Raw genomic sequence first — 20,752 nt, 5'->3', positions numbered from 1 at the left:
CCGGCGGGAGGTGGTGGGCGGGGATTTTAGGCTGTCGCTATCGGCCGCCCCCGGGGCGCTCCCTGGAGTGCGGGGCTAACTAAGGTTCTCCGGGAGAGATGAAGGGCATCGGGGAGCGATCGCGGCCTGCTGACTAGTATCCGGGGCTTCCCGGTTCAGGAGCCTTGCATGACGACCTCGCGGCTTGCTTTTCTTCTCTGTGGCATCGGCCTTACATGCAGCGCTGCGAGCGCGCTGGCGGCTGATCCTCCGGCGCCGCGCTTCGATCCGCAGCGCCTGTCGCAGATCGTGAAGACGGTTTCCGGCGACGACTTCGAGGGCCGCGCGCCGGCTACGCCAGCGGAGGCCAAGACGGTCGACTATCTCGTGGCCCAGTTCAAGGCCGCAGGCCTCGCACCGGGAGGCGATCTCGAAAATGGGCGGCGTGGCTGGACGCAATCGGTGCCGCTGGTGAAGACCGAGTTCCACGGCACGCCGCGGCTCATGCTCCAGGTGGGGGCTCATAGCGACGCGCTCGTGCAGGGCGAGCAGATCGCGGTGCGCGCCGCGCTCGACGGCTCGACCGCGGTAGTGATCCAGCAGGCGCCGCTGGTGTTCGTGGGCTACGGCGTCAGCGCGCCCGAGCGGCGCTGGGACGACTACAAGGGCGTCGACCTGAAGGGCAAGATCGCCGTCGTGCTGGTGAACGACCCCGACTTCGAAACCGGCAGCGGCGACTTCGGCGGCAAGGCAATGACCTACTACGGCCGCTGGACCTACAAGTTCGAAGAGGCCGCGCGCCGTGGTGCGCTGGGCGTGCTGATCGTGCACGAGACCGCTCCTGCCGCCTATGGCTGGGCCACGGTCAAGAACTCCAACACCGCGACCATGCTCGACATCGAGCGCGAAAAGCCGGCCGCCGTGCATCCGAAGCTGGAGGGCTGGATCCAGCGCGAGGTGGCGGTCGATCTGCTGCGCCGCTCGGGCCTGGACTTCGAGGCGCAGAAGAAGCTCGCGCAAACGCGCGAGTTCCAGCCGCAGCTGCTGAAGGATGCGAGCCTGTCGGCCGAGTACGCGATCGATCGGCAGGTGATCGTCTCGAAGAACGTGGTGGGCCGCATCGAGGGCCGCAAGCGGCCCGGCGAGACGGTGATCTACAGCGCTCACTGGGACCACCTGGGCGTGGGCGCGCCCGATGCCAGGGGCGACAAGATCTACAACGGCGCGGTCGACAACGGCACGGGGCTGGCCGCGCTGATCGAGATGGGCCGCGCCTTCGCGAGCGCGCCCAGGAAGCCCGAGCGCTCCGTCGTCTTCCTGGCCGTGACGGCCGAGGAGCGCGGCCTGCTCGGCTCCGAGTACTACGGCGCCAAACCGCTGTATCCGCTGGCGCGGACCGTGGCTGTCATCAACATGGATGCGCTCGGCCCGGAAGGCCCGGCGCGCAATTTCAGCACCTCGGGCAGCGCGGCCTCGCAATTGCAGGATCTGCTGGTCGAGCAGGCCAAGGGCTTCGGCCTGGCCTATGCGCCGGACCCGCACCCCGAAGCTGGCTATTTCTTCCGCTCCGACCATTTCTCGTTTGCCAAGCGCGGTGTGCCGGCGTTGTCCTTCGCCTCGGGCAACGACCTGGTGGAAGGCGGCCTCGCGGCCGGCGAAGCGGCCAGCAAGGCCTACACCGCCGAGCGCTACCACCAGCCGGCCGACGAATGGCGCGCCGACTGGTCCTTCACCGGCATGGCGCACGACCTGCCGCTGCTCTACCGAGTGGGCGAGACGCTGGCCAACAGCCGCCGCTGGCCGGAGTGGGGGCAGGGGTCGGAATTCCGCGCGATCCGCGAGGCCAGCCGAGGGGAGCGGCGCTGATCCAAGACGCCTAAGACGCGCGCGTCCGAGCGGAACCGCCGAGATGGCCCAGCGGCAGTGCGCTGCTGGCCTTTACCTCGCCCAGCGAGAAGCTGGTGTGCAGGTCTTTCACGTTTGGCAGGTTCATGAGGTGCTGGCGCGCGAAGGTCGAGAAGCTGTCGAGGTCCTGCGCCACTACCTGCAGCTCGAAGGTGCCGGTGCCGCTGATGTAGTGGCAGGCGATCACGTCGGGCAGCTTGCGGATCGCGTCTTCGAGCCTGCGGGTGGCCTCGTGCGTGACGCGCTCGGTGTCCACGCGCACGAAGGCGAGCACGCCCAGGCCGATCTTGTGGCGGTCGATTTCGGCGTGGTAGCCCTTGATGAAGCCGGCCTCTTCCAGCGCGCGCACCCGGCGCCAGCAGGGCGCGGCCGAGAGGCCCACGCGCTGCGCAAGCTCGGCATTCGTGAGGCGGCCGTCGGCCTGCAGTTCTTGCAGGATTGCGAGGTCGAACTTGTCAATGCTTTCCATGGATGGCAATCTTAAGCAAGATTCTTTCTGGAAGCGGGTTTTTCAAGGCAAAGAACGCAAACACCTGTCGCGGACCCCGGCATACACTTTGCACGATCATGGGCTCGTGCCCTACCCGGGCACAGACCCACAGTAATCAGCCAGGCTCACAAGGCCCTGCCATACGGAGACAAAGAACATGAATGCACCGCTACCTGCGCACATTCGCAAGGCCCTGGAGACCGTCACGCTCGACGACAAATACTCTCTGGACTACGGCCGTGCCTTCATGAGCGGCGTCCAGGCCCTCGTCAAGCTGCCCATGCTGCAGCGCCTGCGCGACCAGCAGGCCGGCAAGAACACCGCCGGCTTCATCAGCGGCTACCGCGGCTCCCCGCTCGGCGGCTACGACCAGGCGCTGTGGAAGGCCAGCAAGTTCCTCAAGGAACAGAACATCGTCTTCCAGCCCGGCGTGAACGAAGAGCTGGCCGCCACCGCGCTGTGGGGCACCCAGCAGCTGGGCTTCTCTCCGCAGGGCACCAACAAGTTCGACGGCGTCTTCGGCATCTGGTACGGCAAGGGCCCGGGCGTGGACCGCTGCTCCGACGTGTTCAAGCACGCCAACATGGCCGGCACCACCGAGTTCGGCGGCGTGATCGCTGTGGCGGGCGACGACCACATCTCCAAGAGCAGCACGGCCGCGCATCAGAGCGACCACATCTTCAAGGCCTGCGGCACGCCGGTGTTCTTCCCGGCGAACGTGCAGGAAATTCTCGACCTGGGCATCCACGCCTTCGCGCTGAGCCGCTTCTCGGGCGTGTGGTCGGGCATGAAGACGATCCAGGAAATCGTCGAGTCCAGCGCCACGGCCATGATCGACCCCGAGCGCGTCGAGATCGTCATTCCCACCGACTTCGAAATGCCGCCCGGCGGCCTGCACATCCGCTGGCCCGACCATGCGCTGGAGCAGGAAGCCCGGCTCATGCACTACAAGTGGTACGCCGCGCTGGCCTACATCCGCGCCAACCGGCTGAACCACAACGTCATTCAGGGCCCGAACGACCGCTTCGGCATCATGGCCAGCGGCAAGGCCTACAACGACACCCGCCAGGCGCTGATCGACCTGGGCCTGGACGACGCGGCCTGCCGCCAGCTCGGCATTCGCCTGCACAAGGTGGGCGTGGTGTGGCCGCTGGAAGCGCAGCTCACGCGCGAATTCGCCACCGGCCTGCAAGAGATTCTGGTGGTCGAGGAGAAACGCCAGGTCATCGAATACCAGCTCAAGGAAGAGCTCTACAACTGGCGCCCCGACGTGCGGCCCAACGTGGTCGGCAAGTTCGACGAGGGCGAGGTGCACGCGGCCGAGGGCTACTCGGGCGGCGAATGGTCGATGCCCAACCCGACCTCCCACACGCTGCTGCGCGCCAACGCCGACCTGAACCCCGCGCTCATCGCCAAGGCCATCGCCACGCGCCTCAGGAAGACCGGCCTGCTGGCCGCCGCCGGTGCCGACATGGCCGCGCGCATCGACGCGCAGCTCGCCATCCTCGAAGCCAAGGAGCGTTCGATGGTGGTGCAGCAAGCTTCCACCAGCGTGGTCGACGCCACGCGCCAGCCCTGGTTCTGCTCGGGCTGCCCGCACAACACCAGCACCGTGGTGCCCGAAGGCTCGCGCGCGATGGGCGGCATCGGCTGCCACTTCATGGCGACCTGGATGGACCGCTCCACCATCGGCTTCACGCAGATGGGCGGCGAGGGCGTGCCATGGGTGGGCCAGCAGCCCTTCACGACCGACCAGCACATCTTCGCGAACCTGGGCGACGGCACGTACTTCCACAGCGGCCTGCTCGCCATTCGCCAGAGCATCGCGGCGGGCGTGAACATCACCTACAAGATCCTCTACAACGACGCGGTCGCCATGACGGGCGGCCAGCAGGTCGGCGAACGGCCCGAAGGCCACTCGGTGCTGCAGATTGCCGAGAGCCTGCATGCCGAGGGCGCCAAGAAGGTCGTCATCGTCACCGACGAGCCCGAGAAGTACGAGGGCGTGAACATCCCCGGCGACCACGTGCAGGTCAAGCACCGCGACCTGCTCGACGACGTGCAGCGCGAGTTCCGCAAGATCCCCGGCACCACGGCCATCATCTACGACCAGACCTGCGCCACCGAGAAGCGCCGCCGCCGCAAGCGGGGAACGGCCGTCGATCCGGCCAAGCGCGTGGTCATCAACGAGCTGGTCTGCGAAGGCTGCGGCGACTGCAGCGTGCAGAGCAACTGCCTGAGCGTGGAGCCGCTGGAGACCGAATTCGGCCGCAAGCGCACCATCAACCAGAGCAGCTGCAACAAGGACATGAGCTGCCTGAAGGGCTTCTGCCCGAGCTTCGTGACGGTCGAAGGCGGCCAGCTCAAGAAGAAGGGCAAGAACAAGGCGGCCACACCGGCCGAGTTCGGCCTGCTGCCCGAGCCCGCGATTCCGTCGCTGGTGGGCGGCAAGGTCTGGGGCGTGGTGGTGGCGGGCGTTGGTGGCACCGGCGTGATCACCATCGGCCAGCTGCTGGGCATGGCCGCGCACATCGAGGCCAAGGGCATCGTCACGCAGGACGCGGCCGGCCTTGCGCAAAAGGGCGGCGCCACCTGGAGCCACGTGCTCATCGGCGACACGCAGGACGACATCCGCACCACGCGCGTGGGCACCGCGGCGGCCGACCTGATCCTGGCCTGCGATCCGCTGGTCACGGTGAATGCCGAAACCATGGCGCGCATGCGCGAAGGGCGCACGCACGTGGCGCTCAACAGCCACAGCGCGCCGACGGCCGCCTTCGTGCGCAACGCCAACTGGCAGAACCCCGAAGACGCCTGCGCAGCCGAGATCGCGCGCGCTGTGGGCATCGACGGCATGGGCACCTTCGATGCCGACGCCGCCGCGACCACGCTGATGGGCGACACCATCTACGTCAACCCGATGATCCTGGGCTACGCCTGGCAGAAGGGCTGGATCCCGCTGGAGCACGAGTCGCTGATGCGCGCCATCGAGCTGAACGCCGTGGCGGTCGAGAACAACAAGACGGCGTTCGAATGGGGCCGCCAGGCAGCGGTGCGGCCCGAAGAGCTGCAAAAGCGCGTGCGCCCGGGCCAGGTCATCGAGTTCAAGAAGCGCGAGTCGGTCGAGGCCATCGTGGCGCGCCGCGTGGAGTTCTTGACCGGTTACCAGAACGCGGCCTATGCCGACGAATACAGGCAGTTCGTGGGCAAGGTGCAGCAGGCCGAGTCGACCACCGGCAAGAGCACGGCGCTGACCGAGGCGGTCGCGCGCTACCTGTTCAAGCTGATGGCATACAAGGACGAGTACGAAGTCGCCCGCCTGCACACCGACCGCACTTTCCTCGACCGCGTCGAGGGCATGTTCGAAGGTGACTACAAGCTCAACTACCACCTGGCTCCGCCGATCATCGCGAAGAAGAACTCCAAGGGGCAGCTGCAGAAGCAGAAGTTCGGCCCCTGGATGCTGACCGGCTTCAGGTTCCTCGCGAAGCTCAAGGGCCTGCGCGGCACGGCGCTCGACATCTTCGGCCGCACCGAAGAGCGCAAGACCGAGCGCGCGCTGATCGGCGAATACCGCGCCAGCATCGAGGAAGTGATCGGCGCCCTGCGCGCCGACAACCACGCGCTGGCGCTGGAGATCGCCAGCCTGCCCGAGCAGATCCGCGGCTACGGCCACGTGAAGGATCGCAACCTGGCAGCGGCCCGCACCCGCTGGAGCGAACTGATGGCCAAGTGGCGCAACCCGCAGGCGCAGCGCGTGGCGGCCTGATCCAGGATTGCTGGAGGTCGGCTCAGTCGGTCTTGTCCGCGAGCCGGCCGTCGAGCCGGGCGCGTGCAGCCATCAGGGCGCCGTGAATCTTCTGTTCGAATACTTCGCGAGGCGGCAGGACGGTGAGGTATTCCGCCACGTGAATGCCTGACTTGTTCAGCTCGAGCAGTTCGATCTGCTCCTGCTTCTTGCCGGTGCAAAGAATGATGCCCAGCGGGGGCGCATCGCCCGGCTCCTGGTCGTGGCGGGCCAGCCAGCGCAGGTACAGCTCCATCTGGCCCTTGTACTCGGCGCGGAATTCGCCCAGCTTCAGCTCGATCGCCACCAGGCGGCGCAGCTTGCGGTTGTAGAAGAGCAGGTCGATGTAGAAATCGTCGTTGTCGAGCTGGATGCGCCGTTGCCGAGCGACAAAGCTGAAGCCCGCCCCGAGCTCGAGCAGAAAGCTCTCCAGCTCGCGCAGGATGGCGTCCTCGAGATCCTTCTCCAGATGGCGGTCCTGCAAGCCCAGGAAGTCGAGCACATAGGGGTCTTTCAACAGCAGCGCCGGCTCGGTGGGGTTCTGGCGCTGCAGTTCGTCGAGTTCCTGGCGGATCAACACGTCGGGCTGGCGCGAGACCGCGGTGCGTTCGTAGAGCAGCGAGCCAATGCGCTCCCGCAGCGTACGAACGCTCCAGCCTTCCAGTTGGCACATCTGTGCATAGAAGTCGCGGGCGAGCGGGTCCTTGACCGGCAGCAACGCGAGAAAGTGCGTCCAGCTCAAATGTCGTATCAGTGGCACGACAATTTGCTCGGACGGGAACACCTCGGCGAACTGCACCATGCGCCGGAGGTTCTTCTCCTCGAAACCGCGTCCGTAGTCGCTCGCCAATTGTCGCGACAGCGTTGCGACAATTTCTTCCCCGTAGCCGGCACGCTGGCCCCCAAGCACTTCGGTGCGGATGCGCTGGCCAATGCGCCAGTACATGAGCGTCAGCCCCGCGTTCACGGCGGCGACGGCCGTTTGCCGGGCTTGCTCGATCAGTTGCCGCAGGTCTGCCAGGAGGGGATCCGGCCCCTCGTGAAGCGCCGGTGTGGCGTTGGCTGTCGTCAAGCTATTGCGCTTGCTCATGGAGGCTCCTTGCTTTGCGCGTCATGCGGGTGGAATTGTCCGGCGGCTGTCACCTCGGCCTCCACGTGCAATACGGTGTAGTCCGGAAAAGAGCTGAAAGCCGGTGATATTTGCAGGAATTGCTATCAAAAATGCAGCAAATGCGGGGCTTGGAAGCTTCCTGAAAGCCCCGCGCGTCGCGCCGGGATAGCGCCCTGAGAGGCGCCGCGCCCCGAATACAATGCCCGGTGCTGTGCGCGGCCAAGCCCCGCCAAGCTTTGATTTGCGGCCCGTTTCCCTTGTGGCCGCGAAGCCGCGAAAGAGGCGGAATGACGGACCCCGGTCCGCGCTCCTCTCGTTTTCTCTTCCCTCTGCTGGAGACTCTCTTGTTCATTTCCTCTGCTTTCGCCCAGACCGCGCCCGCTGCAGCCGGCGGCGGTGACATGTTGTCTTCCCTCGGCAGCATGCTGCCCCTGGTGCTGATGTTCGTGGTGCTGTATTTCGTCATGATCCGGCCCCAGATGAAGCGCCAGAAGGAAGCCCGCGCCATGATCGAAGCCCTGGCCAAGGGCGACGAAGTCGCCACCGCCGGCGGCGTGCTCGGCAAGATCACCTCGCTGGGCGACCAGTACCTCGGCCTCGAGATCGCCAACGGCATCGAGATCAAGATCCAGCGCAGCGCCGTCGTGCAGGTCCTGCCCAAGGGCGCCGTCAAATAAAAGCGTGAGCCGAGCCTTGCGCTTTGCGGCGCAGGGCCCCATTTCACGCCGTGTTCCATTTCTGAAAAGCTTGTAAAAAGCGCCCTCTCATGAACCGTTACCCGGTCTGGAAGTACGCGATCATCGTGATCGTGTTGCTCGTGGGACTCGTCTACGCCCTGCCCAATTTCTTCGGTGAGGCGCCTGCAGTGCAGGTGTCGGCGGCCAAGTCCACCGTCAAGATCGACGCGGCTACCCAGGCCAGGGTCGAAGGGCTGCTCAAGACGGCCGGCCTCACGCCCGATCTGCTGAGCCTCGAACCCACCGCGGTGCGTGCGCGCTTTGCCACCACCGACGACCAGATCAAGGCGCGCGACACGCTGCAGCAGGCGCTGGTGCCCGATGCGGACGACCCCTCCTACGTGGTGGCGCTGAACCTGGTGTCGCGCTCGCCCTCGTGGCTGACCGCGCTGCACGCCTTCCCGATGTACCTGGGCCTCGACCTGCGCGGCGGCGTCGACTTCCTGCTGCAGGTCGACATGCGCGGCGTGCTCGACAAGAAGGCCGAGTCCTTCGCCGGCGACATCCGCATGGGCCTGCGCGAAAAGAAGGTTCGCGGCAGCGCCGTGAACCGCAACGGCCAGACCGTCGAGATCACGCTGCGCGACGCCGACAGCGTGGAAACCGCCCGGCGCCTGATCCAGGACCAGATGCCCGACCTCACCACGGTCGAGAGCCAGCAGGGCTCCGAATGGCGCATCGTGGCCAGCATCAAGCCCGAAGCCGCGCGCCGCATCCAGGACGCGGCACTCAAGCAGAACGTGACGACGCTGCACAACCGGATCAACGAACTCGGCGTGGCCGAGCCGGTGATCCAGCAGCAGGGCATCGACCGCATCGTCGTGCAGCTGCCCGGCATGCAGGACCCGGCCCAAGCCAAGCGGATCATCGGCCGCACCGCCACGCTCGAAATGCGCCTGGTGGACGAAAGCGCCGAAGGCCGCTCGGCTGAACTGAACGGCGGTCCGGTGCCCTTCGGTTCCGAGAAATTCCTCGACCGCTCGGGCCGTCCGGTGATCGTGAAGAAGCAGGTGCTGGTCACCGGCGAGAACCTCACCGACGCGCAGCCCGGCTTCGACCAGCAGAGCAACCAGCCCAAGGTCGACCTGACCATGGACTCCAAGGGCGGCACCATCATGCGTGACGTCAGCCGTGAGAACTACAAGAAGCGCATGGCCATGCTGATCTTCGAGAAGGGCAAGGGCGAAGTGCTCACGGCCCCGTCGATCAACGGCGAGCTGGGCAACCGCTTCCAGGTGTCGGGTTCGATGACCGTGGCCGAAGCCAACGACCTCGCGCTGCTGCTGCGCGCCGGCTCGCTGGCCGCGCCGATGGAAATCATCCAGGAACGCACCATCGGCCCGACGCAGGGCGCCGAAAACATCAAGAAGGGCTTCGACAGCGTGATGTACGGCTTCGCCGCGATCATGGTGTTCATGTGCATCTACTACGCGCTGTTCGGCCTGTTCTCGTCGATCGCGCTGGCCGTCAACCTGATGCTGCTGGTGGCCATTCTCTCGATCCTGCAGGCCACGCTCACGCTGCCGGGCATCGCGGCCATGGCGCTTGCCATTGGCGTGGCCATCGACTCCAACGTGCTGATCAACGAGCGCGTGCGCGAAGAACTTCGCAACGGGGCGTCGCCGCAGGCGGCCATTCATGCGGGCTACGAACGCGCCTGGGGCACCATCCTCGACTCCAACGTGACCACGCTGATCGCGGGCATCGCGCTGCTGGCCTTCGGCTCGGGGCCGGTGCGCGGCTTCGCGGTGGTGCACTGCATCGGCATCGTCACCTCGATGTTCTCGGCGGTGTTCTTCTCGCGCGGCCTCGTGAACTTCTGGTACGGCCAGAAGAAGAAGCTCAAGACGGTGTCCATCGGCACGGTCTGGCGCCCCAAGACCGACGGCGCTGCCGTGGCCGAAACGAAGTAAGAGGCAGAAGAGACAGTCATGGAATTCTTCCGCATCCACAAGACCATCCCGTTCATGCGCCACGCGCTGGTGCTGAACATCGTTTCCTTCGTCACCTTCGCCCTGGCGGTGTTCTTCCTGCTCCACCGCGGGCTGCACCTGTCGGTGGAGTTCACCGGCGGCACGGTGATGGAGGTCGCCTACACGCAGTCGGCCGATGTCGGCAAGGTCCGCGAAATCGTCGGCACGCTGGGCTACACCGAAGTGCAGGTGCAGAGCTTCGGCAAGTCGGTGCAGATCCGCCTGCCTGTGAAGAAGGGCGCAACTTCCGCCCAGCAGAGCGCCGAGGTGATGACCGCGCTGAAGGCGGTCGAGCCGACGGTGGAACTGCGCAGCAACGAATTCGTCGGCCCGCAGGTCGGCGATGAGCTCACCACCAACGGCCTGAAGGCCCTGGCCATGGTGGTCGTCGGCATCATGATCTACCTGGCGTTCCGCTTCGAATGGAAGTTTGCGCTGGCTACCGTGCTGGCCAACCTGCACGACGTGGTGATCATCCTGGGCTTCTTCGCCTTCTTCCAGTGGGAGTTCTCGCTGGCGGTGCTGGCGGCGGTGCTGGCGGTGCTGGGGTATTCGGTGAACGAGTCGGTCGTGATCTTCGACCGGATCCGCGAGAACTTCCGCCGCTACCGGAAGATGTCGACCACCGAGATCATCGACAACGCGATCACCTCGACCATCAGCCGGACCATCATCACCCACGGCTCCACCCAGCTGGTGGTGCTGTCGATGTTCTTCTTCGGCGGCCCGACCCTGCACTACTTTGCGCTGGCGCTGACCATCGGCATCTGCTTCGGCATCTACTCGTCGGCCTTCGTGGCGGCGGCAATCGCCATGTGGCTCGGCGTGAAGCGTGAAGACCTGATCAAGGGCGGCCCGGCCAAGCGCGACGGCGAGTCCGAAGACGACCCGAACGCCGGCGCCGTGGTCTGACGGATACTTCGGGGTTCAACAAAGCGGTGGCGGCAGTGCTGCCACCGCGGTCTGCAGGCAACGCCGGGTACTCTTCGCACTTGTGCGGTAGCGCTTCCCGATGCAAGCTCGCGGTTGTTGCCGATGAATCGATCACCCAGGCCTTTCCGACTTTTCAATGAGCATTGCGCGGTCCGCCTCTTCCCTGCAGCTCGCACGCGAGACGCGTGAGCGTTTCGTATTGGCCACGGAAGGCGCCATTGCGCCGCTGGCGCGCGCGATCCGGGACCGGCTGACGTCGCTGTCCTCCGAGGCCGGCACCGCCCGCTCCATGCAGGAAAACCGCGACGACTTCGTCGCATTCCAGGGACAGGCCACGCAGTGGGTGACGCTCTCGCAGACCGGCTGGCGCAAGGCGCTGGGCGCCGGCTCCGGCAGTCCGTCGACGCTGCCTTCGGCGCTGCGGCTCGAGCTGATCGGCGACGAAGTGGTGGAAAGCAACATCCTCTCCTCGCGCCTCGCGCAGCTGATCCACGACAAGGCCAGCTTCGAACTCAGCGATCTGCGCCTGCGCATCCAGCACCTCGAAGGCACCACCGAACTCGACGCCAAGGACGTGCTCAAGCCCGAGACGCTGGCCAAGCTGCTGGTCGAGCAATGGCTGGCGGTCGGCCTGAGCCGCGGGCTCTGGACCCGCGTGCAGGACACGGTGCAGCAGGGTCTGGTCGAGGTGGTCGTCAAGGCCTACGAGAGCGCCAATGCCTACCTGATCGCCAACGGCGTGATGCAGGAGATCGACCTCAAGAGCTTCGTCCGTCGCACTGGCAGTGCGGGCGGCGGCGGTGGCAGCGGTGGTGGATCGGGCGCCGCGCCGGTGGACAGCGGCATGTCCTCTGGCGGACCCCACAGCGCGCAGCGGCCTGGTTATGGATTCGGAGGACAGCAGGCATCCGTGCCGTCGACCGTGGCCGCGGCGCCCGCGTCGACCACCGGCGGCTCGCCGCTCTCAATTGCGCGGCAGCGAGCGCAGACCGCGCTGCTGAGCCTCAAGCGCTTCGTGACGGCGCGCATCGGCGGCGAGGCGGGCGGCTCCGCCGCACAGTTCCAGACGGCGGGCGCGGAAGGGCGCGCCACGGGTGGCAGCGGCCAACCGGGCCAGGGCGGCGGCATTGCGGCGCCCCGCGTGTTCTCCAGGACCTTCGCCGGCGCCATCGCCGACGCCGAGGTCGCCTACCGGATGGCTGCCACGCAGTACATGGACGGCGCCGCCGAACAGGCCACGCTGATCCAGCAGACGGCAGTCGACCTGCGCCGGCGCAGCACCGAGCTCAAGAAACGCGCGCCCACCACGGCCGACAAGGCCACGGTCGAGATCGTGGCGCTGATGTTCCAGGCCATCCTGGCCGAGGAGCGCATTCCGTTTTCGGCGCGCGTGTGGTTCGCGCGCCTGCAGATGCCCGTGCTGCGCGTGGCCATCGCCGAGCCCGAGTTCTTCGGCACCCTGCAGCACCCCGCACGCATGCTGATCGACCGCATGGGCTCGTGCGTCATGGGCTTCGACGCGGCCGCCATCACCGGCAGCGCGCTCGAAGGCGAGATCCGCCGCGTGGTGCAGGTGATCGAGCAATACCCCGAAACCGGCCAGCGCGTGTTCAAGCTGGTGTTCGACGAATTCGTCGCCTTCCTCAACCGCTACCTGACGCAGAGCGACACCACGCAGCGCGTGATGAGCGTGGCGCAGCAGGTCGAGCAGAAGGAAACGATGGCGATCCAGTACACCATCGAGTTGCGCAAGATGCTCAACGACATGCCGGTGCGCGACGAGATCCGCGAGTTTCTCTTCAAGATCTGGGCCGAGGTGCTGGCCATTGCCGCGCTGCGCTACGGCGCGCAGGGCGAGCAGACCGTCATGCTCAAGCGAGTGGCCTCCGAGCTGGTGTGGGCCGCGAGCGCCAAGCCCAACCGCACCGACCGCGCCCGCGTCATCCAGGACCTGCCGCAGCTGCTGCAGCGCCTGCGCCAGGGCATGGCGCTGCTGGGCATCGTCGACGAGCCGCAGGAAGCCCACATCAAGACCATCGGCGCCACGCTGTCCGACGCCTTCCTGTCGAAGACCGAAGCCATTCCGCAGGCCAAGATCGAGGCGATGGCCGAGCGGCTGGCGCACCTGGAGGACTTCGTGAGCGACGTGGGCGGTACCGCCGACCTGCCGCTCGATGCCCACAGCATCGAACTGCTGCTGGGCGTGGATGCAGCGTCGATCGAAGTCATTCCGGACGCCGCCGGCACCAGGGTGCCCGAGGACATGATTGCCTGGGCGCACGAGCTGCAGGTGGGCAACTGGTTCATGCTCGACCATAACGACCGCGTGAGCCAGGTGCAGTTCGTCTGGCGCAGCGAGCGCAAGCAACTGCATCTGTTCGCGACGTCGGACGGGCGCAGCTTCCTCATTCAAGCCGGCCGGCTCGCAACCTACCTGCAGGCGGGTCTGCTGGTGCCGGCGGAAGAAGAAACGCTCACGGTGCGCGCCACGCGCGAGGCGCTGGCGAAGCTGGATGCCAACCCGGAACGGCTGCTGAACTAGCGGCGAGCCTGGTCAGTGAGCCGTGCGGCCTTCGCGGCTTTCGCACAGTTCGTCGAGCACCAGCGCATCGGGCTCGATGCCAGTGCTCCAGTGCACCATCAACACGATGATCTTCAGTTCGTCGAGCGCCACCGGGTCGCCAGGCGCGGCCATTGCGCGCTCAACGACGATCTCGCGCAGGCCGCAGGGCAGCACGTTCGACGATTCGAGAAAGCGGATGAAGCCGAGGCATTCGGCGCCAAGGTGTTCCTGCTCGGCCTGCGAATAGACGCGCATCGCGTCGTCAGATTGGGGCATTGCCGCTTCGGGTGTGCCCCGAAGAATGACCGTGGCGCTGGCCTCGTCGTTGGCGCTGCGTTCGATCTGCATGCCTTGCGTTGCAAGGCTGAGGCCGTCGAGCCAGTGAAGGGCCTCGCGGATTTCTTCTGCCTCGAAGCCGTGTGCACTGAGCTTGCGGCCCAGTTGCTCCGGCTCTGGGCAGGCATCGCCGCGCCAATAGTTTTCGTACACAAAAACAAGCACTTCGAACATGAGCCCAATATAGCCGACGTTCGTGCAATCCAGACTAGGTGGAAGCTGCTCGCTGGAAGAGTCCGCCCGGCAGGCGTGAGATATGGCCTTCCAGCTCGAGTTCGAGCATCTTCGCCTGCAGCGCGGCCGCACTCCATCCGGTGCGCGCGCTCAGTGCGTCGAGGCTGACGGGGTCGAAACCGAGGGCCTCCAGCAGCGGGTCTTTAGTGGCGGCAGCAGCAGGGTGCCCGTTGCCGGCAGAGGGCGCGGCCGCAGCTGGTGCCCCGAGGGGCGGAAGTTCTTCGAGGATGTCGCTCACCGACTCCACGAGCTTTGCGCCCTGGCGGATCAGCGCGTGGCAGCCGCGCGATTGCGGCGAATGGATCGAGCCCGGAATGGCGAACACTTCCTTGCCCTGCTCCGACGTGAGCCGCGCGGTGATCAGCGAGCCCGACTGCAGCGCCGCCTCGACCACCAGCGTGCCGCGCGCCAGCCCGGCGATGAGCCGGTTGCGCTTCGGAAAATTCTGCGTGAGGGGCGGCGTGCCCAGCGGCAGCTCGCTCACGATCAGCCCTTGCAGCGTGATGCGGTGCGCCAGGTCGCGGTGCCGCGCGGGGTAGACGCGGTCGAGCCCGGTGCCCACCACGGCCACCGTCGCGAGCCGCGGGGCGTCGCCGGCCGCATCGAGCGCGCCCTGGTGCGCCGCGCCGTCGACGCCCAGCGCCAGTCCTGAGACCACGGGCAGCCCCGCCTCGCCCAGCGCCCGCGCGAAACTGCGCGCATTGGTCGCGCCCTGCGGCGTTGGATTGCGGCTGCCCACCACGGCGATGCTGTGGCCGAGCTGCGTGAGGTCGAAGCCGGCGGCGCCGACCACGTAGAGCATCAACGGCGGGTCGGCCGTTTCGAGCAGCGAGGCCGGGTAGCTGGCATCGCCCGGCGTCACGACACGGCGCGAGACACCGTTGTCGGTCGTGTGGAGCCACTGCCAGGTCTGGTCGATCTGCGTCTGCAGGCCTACGGGCGGTTGCAGCAGCGCCTCGGCCTGCGCAGAGGAGACGACCTCGCGCAGCGCGGCATGCGGCTGCGCGAAGACGCCCTCAGGCAGGCCAAAGGCCGCAAGCAAACGGCGCGCGGCACCGTCACCGATGCCGGGCGTCAGCGAAAGTCGCAGCCAGCCTGCGAGTTCTGCGCGTTCCAAACGAGTGTCGAGAAGGAAAGCCGGAGTCGCAGGTCAGGGATTGACGAGGAAGTCGCCGGCGCGCGGAGTGTCGTTGATTTCGAGCACCAGCGCGTACGAAACCTTCTCGAAGGTGCGGAACACCATCAGCAGGCCGATGCGTTCGTTCGGCAGCTTGATGGTTTCCTTGCGGGTGCCGGTGCGGTCGAGGATGGTCTCGCCGTTCTTCAGGATGGCCAGCACGTGGCCGTTGTCGATGCCGTCGCGCGTGCCCTTGTTGATGGCCACCACCTGGTTCTGCGCCGCGAACTGCACCGCGTTGCCGTAGACCGAGATGATGCGGCCGTCGACCTGCGTCGACGGTGCGCGCGGCACGTAGCTCAGCAGCTGGCGCGGCGGCTCGGGCAGCAGGCGGTCGCCGGCGCGCATTTCCTCGCGCGACGCGATGATGTCGATGCTGGCCGGCACCACGGTGATGACGTCCTTGTCTTCCACCGTTTCGACGGTGGTCGACTCGCCGCGCTGCAGCCGGGCCTTGCCCAGGTACTGCGCCTCGTAGCCGAGGATTTCGCCCGTGCCCGGGTCCTTCAGCGGCGTGGCGTTGCGGAAGATGCGGAAGTTCTGCACCGGGCCCGGTGTCTCGACCAGCGGCGATTCGGCGTTGCCGCGGGCATAGGCCCGGTCGCCGCGCGACAGCAGCACGCGGCTGTCGTTGCCCGCAACGATGCGCGGGGCGCTTTCCAGCGTGCCGGCGTCGACCACGATGGGTTCGCTGAGGAAGGGCTCGATGATGCTCGGGTTGAGCGTGGGCAGTGCCATGCCGGCCAGCGAGTCGAAACGGGTGCGAGGTGACAGCTTGATGGTTCCGCCGTCGCCGCTGAAGCCGCCGCGGCGGGTGGTCAGGCGGGCGCGGCCACCGCTCTTGTCCAGGTAGAGCACCTGGCCCGGATAGATCCGGTGCGGGTTGGCGATTTCATTGATGTTCATCCCCCACAGCTCCGGCCAGCGCCAGGGGTGCAGCAGGTAGAGGCGGGAGATGGCCCAGAGCGTGTCGCCGGACTTGACGGTGTATTCGTCGGGCGCCTTGGGCGACAGTTCGTTCAGCGGCACGCCGGCCTGGGCGGTCTGCTGGGCGGTGGCGCGCTGTTGCGGCGTGACGGGGTAGTTTTGAGCCCAGGCTGTCGTGGCGCCGCAACTGCCGATCACCGCCAGGGCTGTCAGCGTGGCAAGGAGGGAGGGGCGCTGGCGGTCGGTGAGTCTGAGCTTTTTCATGTCTGGATGGGTGAGCGCGCGACGTATCGCTGCGCATACGAATCTCACAATTTGCTACGAATTCTGCGCTGAACCCCTTGGGAGGGCAACGTTTTCGGGGCCAGATGGCGCGTCACGTCGCGGAATTGGCGAAAATAGCCACAACTTTCCCCCGATTTCATGGCCAAACGAATCATTCTGAGTTACCCGGACAAACGCCTGCACACCGTGGCCAAGCCGGTGCAAGGCGTCGACGCGCGCATCAAGACCCTGGTCGCCGACATGCTGGAAACCATGTACGACGCCAACGGCATCGGCCTGGCAGCGACCCAGGTCGACGTGCACGAGCGCCTCGTCGTCATCGACGTGTCCGAGGAGCGTAACCAGCCGATCGTGCTGATCAACCCCGAAATCACCTGGGCCAGCGACGAAAAGGTGCTGAACGAAGAAGGCTGCCTCTCGGTGCCCGGCATCTACGACGGCGTGATGCGCTCGACATCGGTCAAGGTGCAGGCGCTCGACGAGAACGGCGAATCGCGCAGCATCGAGGCCGACGGCCTGCTGGCCGTGTGCATCCAGCACGAACTCGACCACCTGCTGGGCAAGGTGTTCGTCGAATACCTCTCGCCCCTGAAGCGCAACCGCATCAAGAGCAAGCTGCTGAAGCAGCAGCGCGAAGACATGCGAGAACGGGCTTGAACGCCATGGCGGCACGGCGCTTCGGCTCCCTTGCGGCACTGGGGGTCTTCGCGGTCGCCGGGCTGGGGCTCATTGCCGGCTGCGCCAACGAACCCACGCGCGTGCAACCCGGTGCCACCGCCGCCGACACCCTGCAGCGCCTGGGCGCCCCCACCGGCCGCTACCCGCTCACTGGTGGTGGCGAGCGGCTGCAGTACTCGCGCATGCCGGCCGGCTTCGAGGTCACCGACATCGACGTCGACGCCTCGGGCAAGGTTGTCTCGGTGACGCAGGTGCTCAGCGAAGCGCGCTTCGGCTACGACATCAAGGTCAACCAGTGGCGCCAGAACGACGTGATGGCCTTCTATGGCCGTCCCTATGAAATCACCCGTGTCAGCTCCTTTGACGGCGCGGTCTGGACCTGGCGCTACAAGGCCGTGAACGAGCGCCGCATGCTGTACATCTACATCGATCCGACCGGCGTGGTCCGGCGCTATCACACGGGGGACGATCTCGATTTCGATCGGATCCGGGATTGAGCCGCCTCAGAGTCGTTTTTGCGGGCACGCCCGAGTTCGCGCGCGTCGCGCTGGAAGCCATTGCCGCCGCCGGCCATGACATCGTGCTGGTGATGAGCCAGCCCGACCGCCCCGCCGGCCGCGGCATGAAGCTGCAGGCCTCCCCCGTCAAGCAGTGTGCCGTTGCCAACAACTGGCCCGTGGCCCAGCCGCGCAGCCTGCGACTGGACGGCAAGTACCCCGACGAGGCTTCGGCTGCACGCGACACCCTGCTGGCCGCCAGGCCCGACGTGATGGTGGTCGCGGCCTATGGCCTGATCCTGCCCCAGTGGGTGCTCGACCTGCCGGCGCACGGCTGCCTCAACATCCACGCGAGCCTGCTGCCGCGCTGGCGCGGCGCTGCGCCCATCCACCGCGCCATCGAGGCGGGCGACGCCCAGACCGGCATCACCATCATGCAGATGGACGCCGGCCTCGACACCGGCGACATGCTGCTGCGCGAGACCGTCGACATCGGCAGCGACGACAACACCGCGCGCCTGCACGACCGCCTGGCCGATCTGGGCGGAAAGATGATCGTCGAGGCGCTGGCGCACATCGGTACGCTCACTCGCACGCCGCAGCCCGCCGAAGGCGTCACCTATGCCAACAAGGTCGAGAAGCACGAAGCGCTGATCGACTGGGCTCAGCCGGCCGACGCCATCGTGCGCCGCATCCGTGCCTTCGACCCGTTCCCGGGGGCCAACAGCCCGCTCGACGGCGAGACCGTCAAGCTCTGGGCCGCGCACGCTGCGGGTTCGCCCGAGGCGTCCGCCGCGCCGGGCACGATCCTGGCCGTCAGCGATGCCGGCGTGGCCGTCGCGGCCGCCGGCTCGGTCGTGAACGTCACCGAACTCCAGCGTCCGGGCGGCAAGCGCCTGCCCGTGGCCGATTTCCTGCGCGGCTTCGACCTGAAGCCCGGGCAGGTGTTCGGCTGATGTTTCTCTCGAAAAGCATCCGCAGCCGCCCTGAATTCCGCGTCGGCATGCGCGACATGTCCCCGGTGGCGATGGGCATCGGCGCGTGGGGGCTCATGACCGGCGTGGCCATGGTCAAGTCGAACATGAGCACGGTCGAGGCGCTGGCGATGACGCTGCTTGTGTACGCGGGCAGCTCGCAGCTGGCGGCGATTCCGCTGCTGTTCGCGGGCGCCCCCGCCTGGGTGATCCTGGCCACGGGCTTCTGCGTCAACCTGCGCTTCGTGGTGTTCAGCCTGCATCTGCGGCCCTACCTCATGCACATGCCGCGCTGGCGCCGCATGACGCACGGCTACCTCACGGCCGACATGAGCTACGCGCTCTTCACGAAGAAGTACCCGAAGCCGCCGCTGACCATCGCCGAGCAGGAGTCGCAAGAGGCCTACCTCACCGGCAATTACTTCGTGACGTGGGGCGCCTGGATGGGCATGAGCCTGCTGGGCGTGGCGCTGGCCAACTTCATTCCGCAGACCTGGGGCCTGAGCTTTGCTGGCGTGCTGAGCCTGGTAGCCATCGTCTGCTCGATGGCAACGACGCGCCTGCGCGTGCTGGCCGCGCTGATTGCCGGCGCCACTGCCGTCGCGGCTTACTCGCTGCCGCTGAAGCTCAACATCGTGGTCGCCATCGGCGTGGCCGTGCTGCTGTGCTTCTGGCTCGAAAAGCAGTTCGGCCTCGACCCCACCGCGGAGGACGACAAGTGAGCGGCGCGAGCGCGACCACCGACTGGTGGACCATGGGCGTGATCGTCGGGCTGGCGCTCGTCACCGTGCTCACGCGCTGCTTCTTCTTCATCCTCGACCGGCCCTGGGGCCTGCCCGAGTGGGCGCACCGCGCGCTGCACTACGCGCCGGCCGCCGCGCTCGCGGGCGTGATCGCGCCCGAGATCGTCATGACGCAGGGCCATCTCATCACCACGCTGCACGACGCCCGCCTCTATGCGGCGGTCGTCGGCGCGGCTTACTTCTACTGGCGTCGCGGCGTGCTGGGCACCATGCTGGCCGGCATGGCGGTGTACCTGCCGCTGCACCTCGGCCTGGGCTGGTAACGGGCGGCCGCCGCCGGGCCGCCCCAAGGCGGGCCGCGCCTCCCCCTTGGGGGATGGAGTTACACGCAGCGAAGCGAAGTGAAAAGCCGGGGGGGCCCGTGGCTCGTCAATCCAGCTTCACGCCGGCGGCCGCAATGATCTTGCCCCAGCGCTCGCTCTCGGCGCGAGACAGCTTGTAGAAATCCTGCGGTGTTCCGGGCAGCGCCTCGAAGCCGAAGTCCGCGAACAGCTTCACCACCTTCGGCGCCTTCATCGCCTTGTGCAGTTCGCCGTTGAGCCGCGCCACCGTTTCGGGCGGCATGCCGGCCGGGCCGATCAGGCCGTGGAAGGCGTAGGCGTTGACGTCGCTGAAACCAGCCTCGACGAAGGTCGGCACCTCGGGCAGGGCGCTCGCGCGCTGCGGCAGCGCTATGGCCAGCACCCGCACCTTGCCCGACCTGATGATCGGCAGGCCCGAGGCCAGGTCCAGCATCATCGTCGGCACCTGGCCGCCCATCACATCGGTCATGGCGGGCGCGGCGCCCTTGTACGGCACGTGCGTGATCGTCAGGCCGGCCTTCTGCTTGAAGAGCTCCATCGCCATGTGGTGCGGCGAGCCGTTGCCGGGCGAGGCGTAGCTCACCCTGTCGGGGTTGGCCTTCACGTAGCGCACGAACTCGGCCACGTTCTTCGCGGGGAAGTCGGGGTGCACCACCAGCGCCACCGGAAAGCGGCCGATGGTGCCGATGTAGGTGAAGTCGCTCGCAGGCTTGTACGGCAGCTTGGCGAACATGTGCTCGTTGAAGAGCAGCGCCGCGTTCTCGGCCTGCATGATCGTGTAGCCGTCAGGCTTGGCCTGCATCATCACGGACACGCCGATGTTGGTGGACGCGCCGGGCCGGTTGTCGATGATGAGCGGCTGCCCGAGCGAAGGCTGCATCGCTTCGGCCAGCGTGCGCGCCAGGTTGTCGGTGCCGCCGCCGGCCACGTAGGGCACGATCCATTTGACGGGCTGGCTGGGGTAGGCGGCCGGCTGCGCCGACGCAAGGCTGCTGGCCAGCGTGAGGGCTGCGCTCAGCAGGGGCAGAAGGAATCGCTTCATCGTCTCTTGTCTCCGTTGC

17 protein-coding genes are annotated in these 20,752 nt (G+C 66.9%); 11 read left to right on the top strand and 6 right to left on the bottom strand.

The window, feature by feature from the left end; all coding sequences use genetic code 11:
• Nucleotides 1–168: 168 nt before the first annotated feature.
• Nucleotides 169–1,845 carry a M28 family metallopeptidase gene (locus tag ACTG4X_RS33715; RefSeq protein WP_440532972.1) on the top strand — a complete coding sequence of 559 codons (1,677 nt, stop codon included), beginning with the start codon at nt 169–171 and terminating at the stop codon, nt 1,843–1,845.
• Nucleotides 1,846–1,855: 10 nt separating this feature from the next.
• Here ACTG4X_RS33715 and ACTG4X_RS33710 read toward each other — a convergent pair whose 3' ends face one another.
• Nucleotides 1,856–2,353, bottom strand: coding sequence for an Lrp/AsnC family transcriptional regulator (locus tag ACTG4X_RS33710; RefSeq protein WP_093055358.1), 498 nt, complete (start codon nt 2,351–2,353; stop codon nt 1,856–1,858).
• A 178-nt stretch (nt 2,354–2,531) separates the two neighbouring features.
• Between ACTG4X_RS33710 and ACTG4X_RS33705 the strand changes: the two genes are divergently transcribed.
• The gene (locus ACTG4X_RS33705; protein ID WP_440532971.1) at nt 2,532–6,143 is read left to right on the top strand and encodes an indolepyruvate ferredoxin oxidoreductase family protein; all 3,612 of its coding nucleotides are present in this window, start codon (nt 2,532–2,534) and stop codon (nt 6,141–6,143) included.
• Between the two features lie 22 nt (nt 6,144–6,165).
• On the opposite strand, the gene ACTG4X_RS33700 is transcribed toward ACTG4X_RS33705, so the two are convergent.
• Nucleotides 6,166–7,251, bottom strand: a complete 1,086-nt coding sequence (locus ACTG4X_RS33700) for a PDDEXK nuclease domain-containing protein (protein WP_097197672.1) — start codon at nt 7,249–7,251, stop codon at nt 6,166–6,168.
• 365 nt (nt 7,252–7,616) lie between these two features.
• Here ACTG4X_RS33700 and yajC point away from each other — a divergent pair, with 365 nt between their 5' ends.
• The 4 genes from yajC (at nt 7,617) to ACTG4X_RS33680 (ending at nt 13,457) form a co-directional block, all read left to right on the top strand.
• Complete coding sequence (yajC, locus tag ACTG4X_RS33695) at nt 7,617–7,949, top strand: preprotein translocase subunit YajC (RefSeq protein ID WP_013544185.1); 333 nt, start codon at nt 7,617–7,619, stop codon at nt 7,947–7,949.
• A gap of 89 nt (nt 7,950–8,038) precedes the next feature.
• Nucleotides 8,039–9,922, top strand: a complete 1,884-nt coding sequence (gene secD, locus ACTG4X_RS33690) for a protein translocase subunit SecD (protein ID WP_093055363.1) — start codon at nt 8,039–8,041, stop codon at nt 9,920–9,922.
• Nucleotides 9,923–9,940: 18 nt separating this feature from the next.
• The gene (secF, locus tag ACTG4X_RS33685) at nt 9,941–10,894 is read left to right on the top strand and encodes a protein translocase subunit SecF (protein WP_440532970.1); all 954 of its coding nucleotides are present in this window, start codon (nt 9,941–9,943) and stop codon (nt 10,892–10,894) included.
• 157 nt (nt 10,895–11,051) lie between these two features.
• Nucleotides 11,052–13,457 (top strand): DUF1631 family protein, encoded by a 2,406-nt coding sequence (locus ACTG4X_RS33680; protein WP_440532969.1) that lies wholly within the window; start codon nt 11,052–11,054, stop codon nt 13,455–13,457.
• A 12-nt stretch (nt 13,458–13,469) separates the two neighbouring features.
• On the opposite strand, the gene ACTG4X_RS33675 is transcribed toward ACTG4X_RS33680, so the two are convergent.
• Genes ACTG4X_RS33675 through ACTG4X_RS33665 form a run of 3 tightly spaced genes read right to left on the bottom strand, consistent with a single transcriptional unit; the run spans nt 13,470 to nt 16,416 of the window.
• Nucleotides 13,470–13,988, bottom strand: coding sequence for a DUF494 family protein (locus ACTG4X_RS33675; RefSeq protein WP_093055369.1), 519 nt, complete (start codon nt 13,986–13,988; stop codon nt 13,470–13,472).
• Between the two features lie 34 nt (nt 13,989–14,022).
• Nucleotides 14,023–15,165, bottom strand: coding sequence for a DNA-processing protein DprA (dprA, locus tag ACTG4X_RS33670; RefSeq protein ID WP_440532968.1), 1,143 nt, complete (start codon nt 15,163–15,165; stop codon nt 14,023–14,025).
• Between the two features lie 33 nt (nt 15,166–15,198).
• Entirely contained in the window at nt 15,199–16,416 is a 1,218-nt protein-coding gene (locus ACTG4X_RS33665; RefSeq protein ID WP_440532967.1) for a LysM peptidoglycan-binding domain-containing protein, read from the bottom strand.
• A 159-nt stretch (nt 16,417–16,575) separates the two neighbouring features.
• On the opposite strand from ACTG4X_RS33665, the gene def reads away from it, so the two are divergent.
• Genes def through ACTG4X_RS33640 form a run of 5 tightly spaced genes read left to right on the top strand, consistent with a single transcriptional unit; the run spans nt 16,576 to nt 19,652 of the window.
• Nucleotides 16,576–17,094 carry a peptide deformylase gene (gene def / locus ACTG4X_RS33660; protein ID WP_093055375.1) on the top strand — a complete coding sequence of 173 codons (519 nt, stop codon included), beginning with the start codon at nt 16,576–16,578 and terminating at the stop codon, nt 17,092–17,094.
• Between the two features lie 5 nt (nt 17,095–17,099).
• On the top strand, nt 17,100–17,612 hold the full coding sequence (locus ACTG4X_RS33655) for a hypothetical protein (protein WP_093055377.1): 513 nt from the start codon (nt 17,100–17,102) through the stop codon (nt 17,610–17,612).
• Entirely contained in the window at nt 17,609–18,568 is a 960-nt protein-coding gene (fmt, locus tag ACTG4X_RS33650; RefSeq protein ID WP_440532966.1) for a methionyl-tRNA formyltransferase, read from the top strand. The genes ACTG4X_RS33655 and fmt overlap by 4 nt, the downstream gene beginning before the upstream one ends.
• Entirely contained in the window at nt 18,568–19,308 is a 741-nt protein-coding gene (locus tag ACTG4X_RS33645) for an AzlC family ABC transporter permease (protein ID WP_093055381.1), read from the top strand. The genes fmt and ACTG4X_RS33645 overlap by 1 nt, the downstream gene beginning before the upstream one ends.
• Before the next feature lie 32 nt (nt 19,309–19,340).
• Nucleotides 19,341–19,652: an AzlD domain-containing protein gene (locus tag ACTG4X_RS33640; protein WP_093055509.1), complete on the top strand. Its 312-nt coding sequence runs from the start codon at nt 19,341–19,343 to the stop codon at nt 19,650–19,652.
• Between the two features lie 106 nt (nt 19,653–19,758).
• Here ACTG4X_RS33640 and ACTG4X_RS33635 read toward each other — a convergent pair whose 3' ends face one another.
• Entirely contained in the window at nt 19,759–20,733 is a 975-nt protein-coding gene (locus tag ACTG4X_RS33635) for a Bug family tripartite tricarboxylate transporter substrate binding protein (RefSeq protein WP_440532965.1), read from the bottom strand.
• Nucleotides 20,734–20,752: the final 19 nt, after the last annotated feature.

The organism is Variovorax sp. YR566 (genome assembly GCF_051992195.1).
Classification (GTDB): Bacteria; Pseudomonadota; Gammaproteobacteria; order Burkholderiales; family Burkholderiaceae_C; genus Variovorax.
The sequence above is the reverse complement of the archived record's forward strand: the minus strand, read 5'-3'. Positions and strand labels throughout refer to the sequence as shown.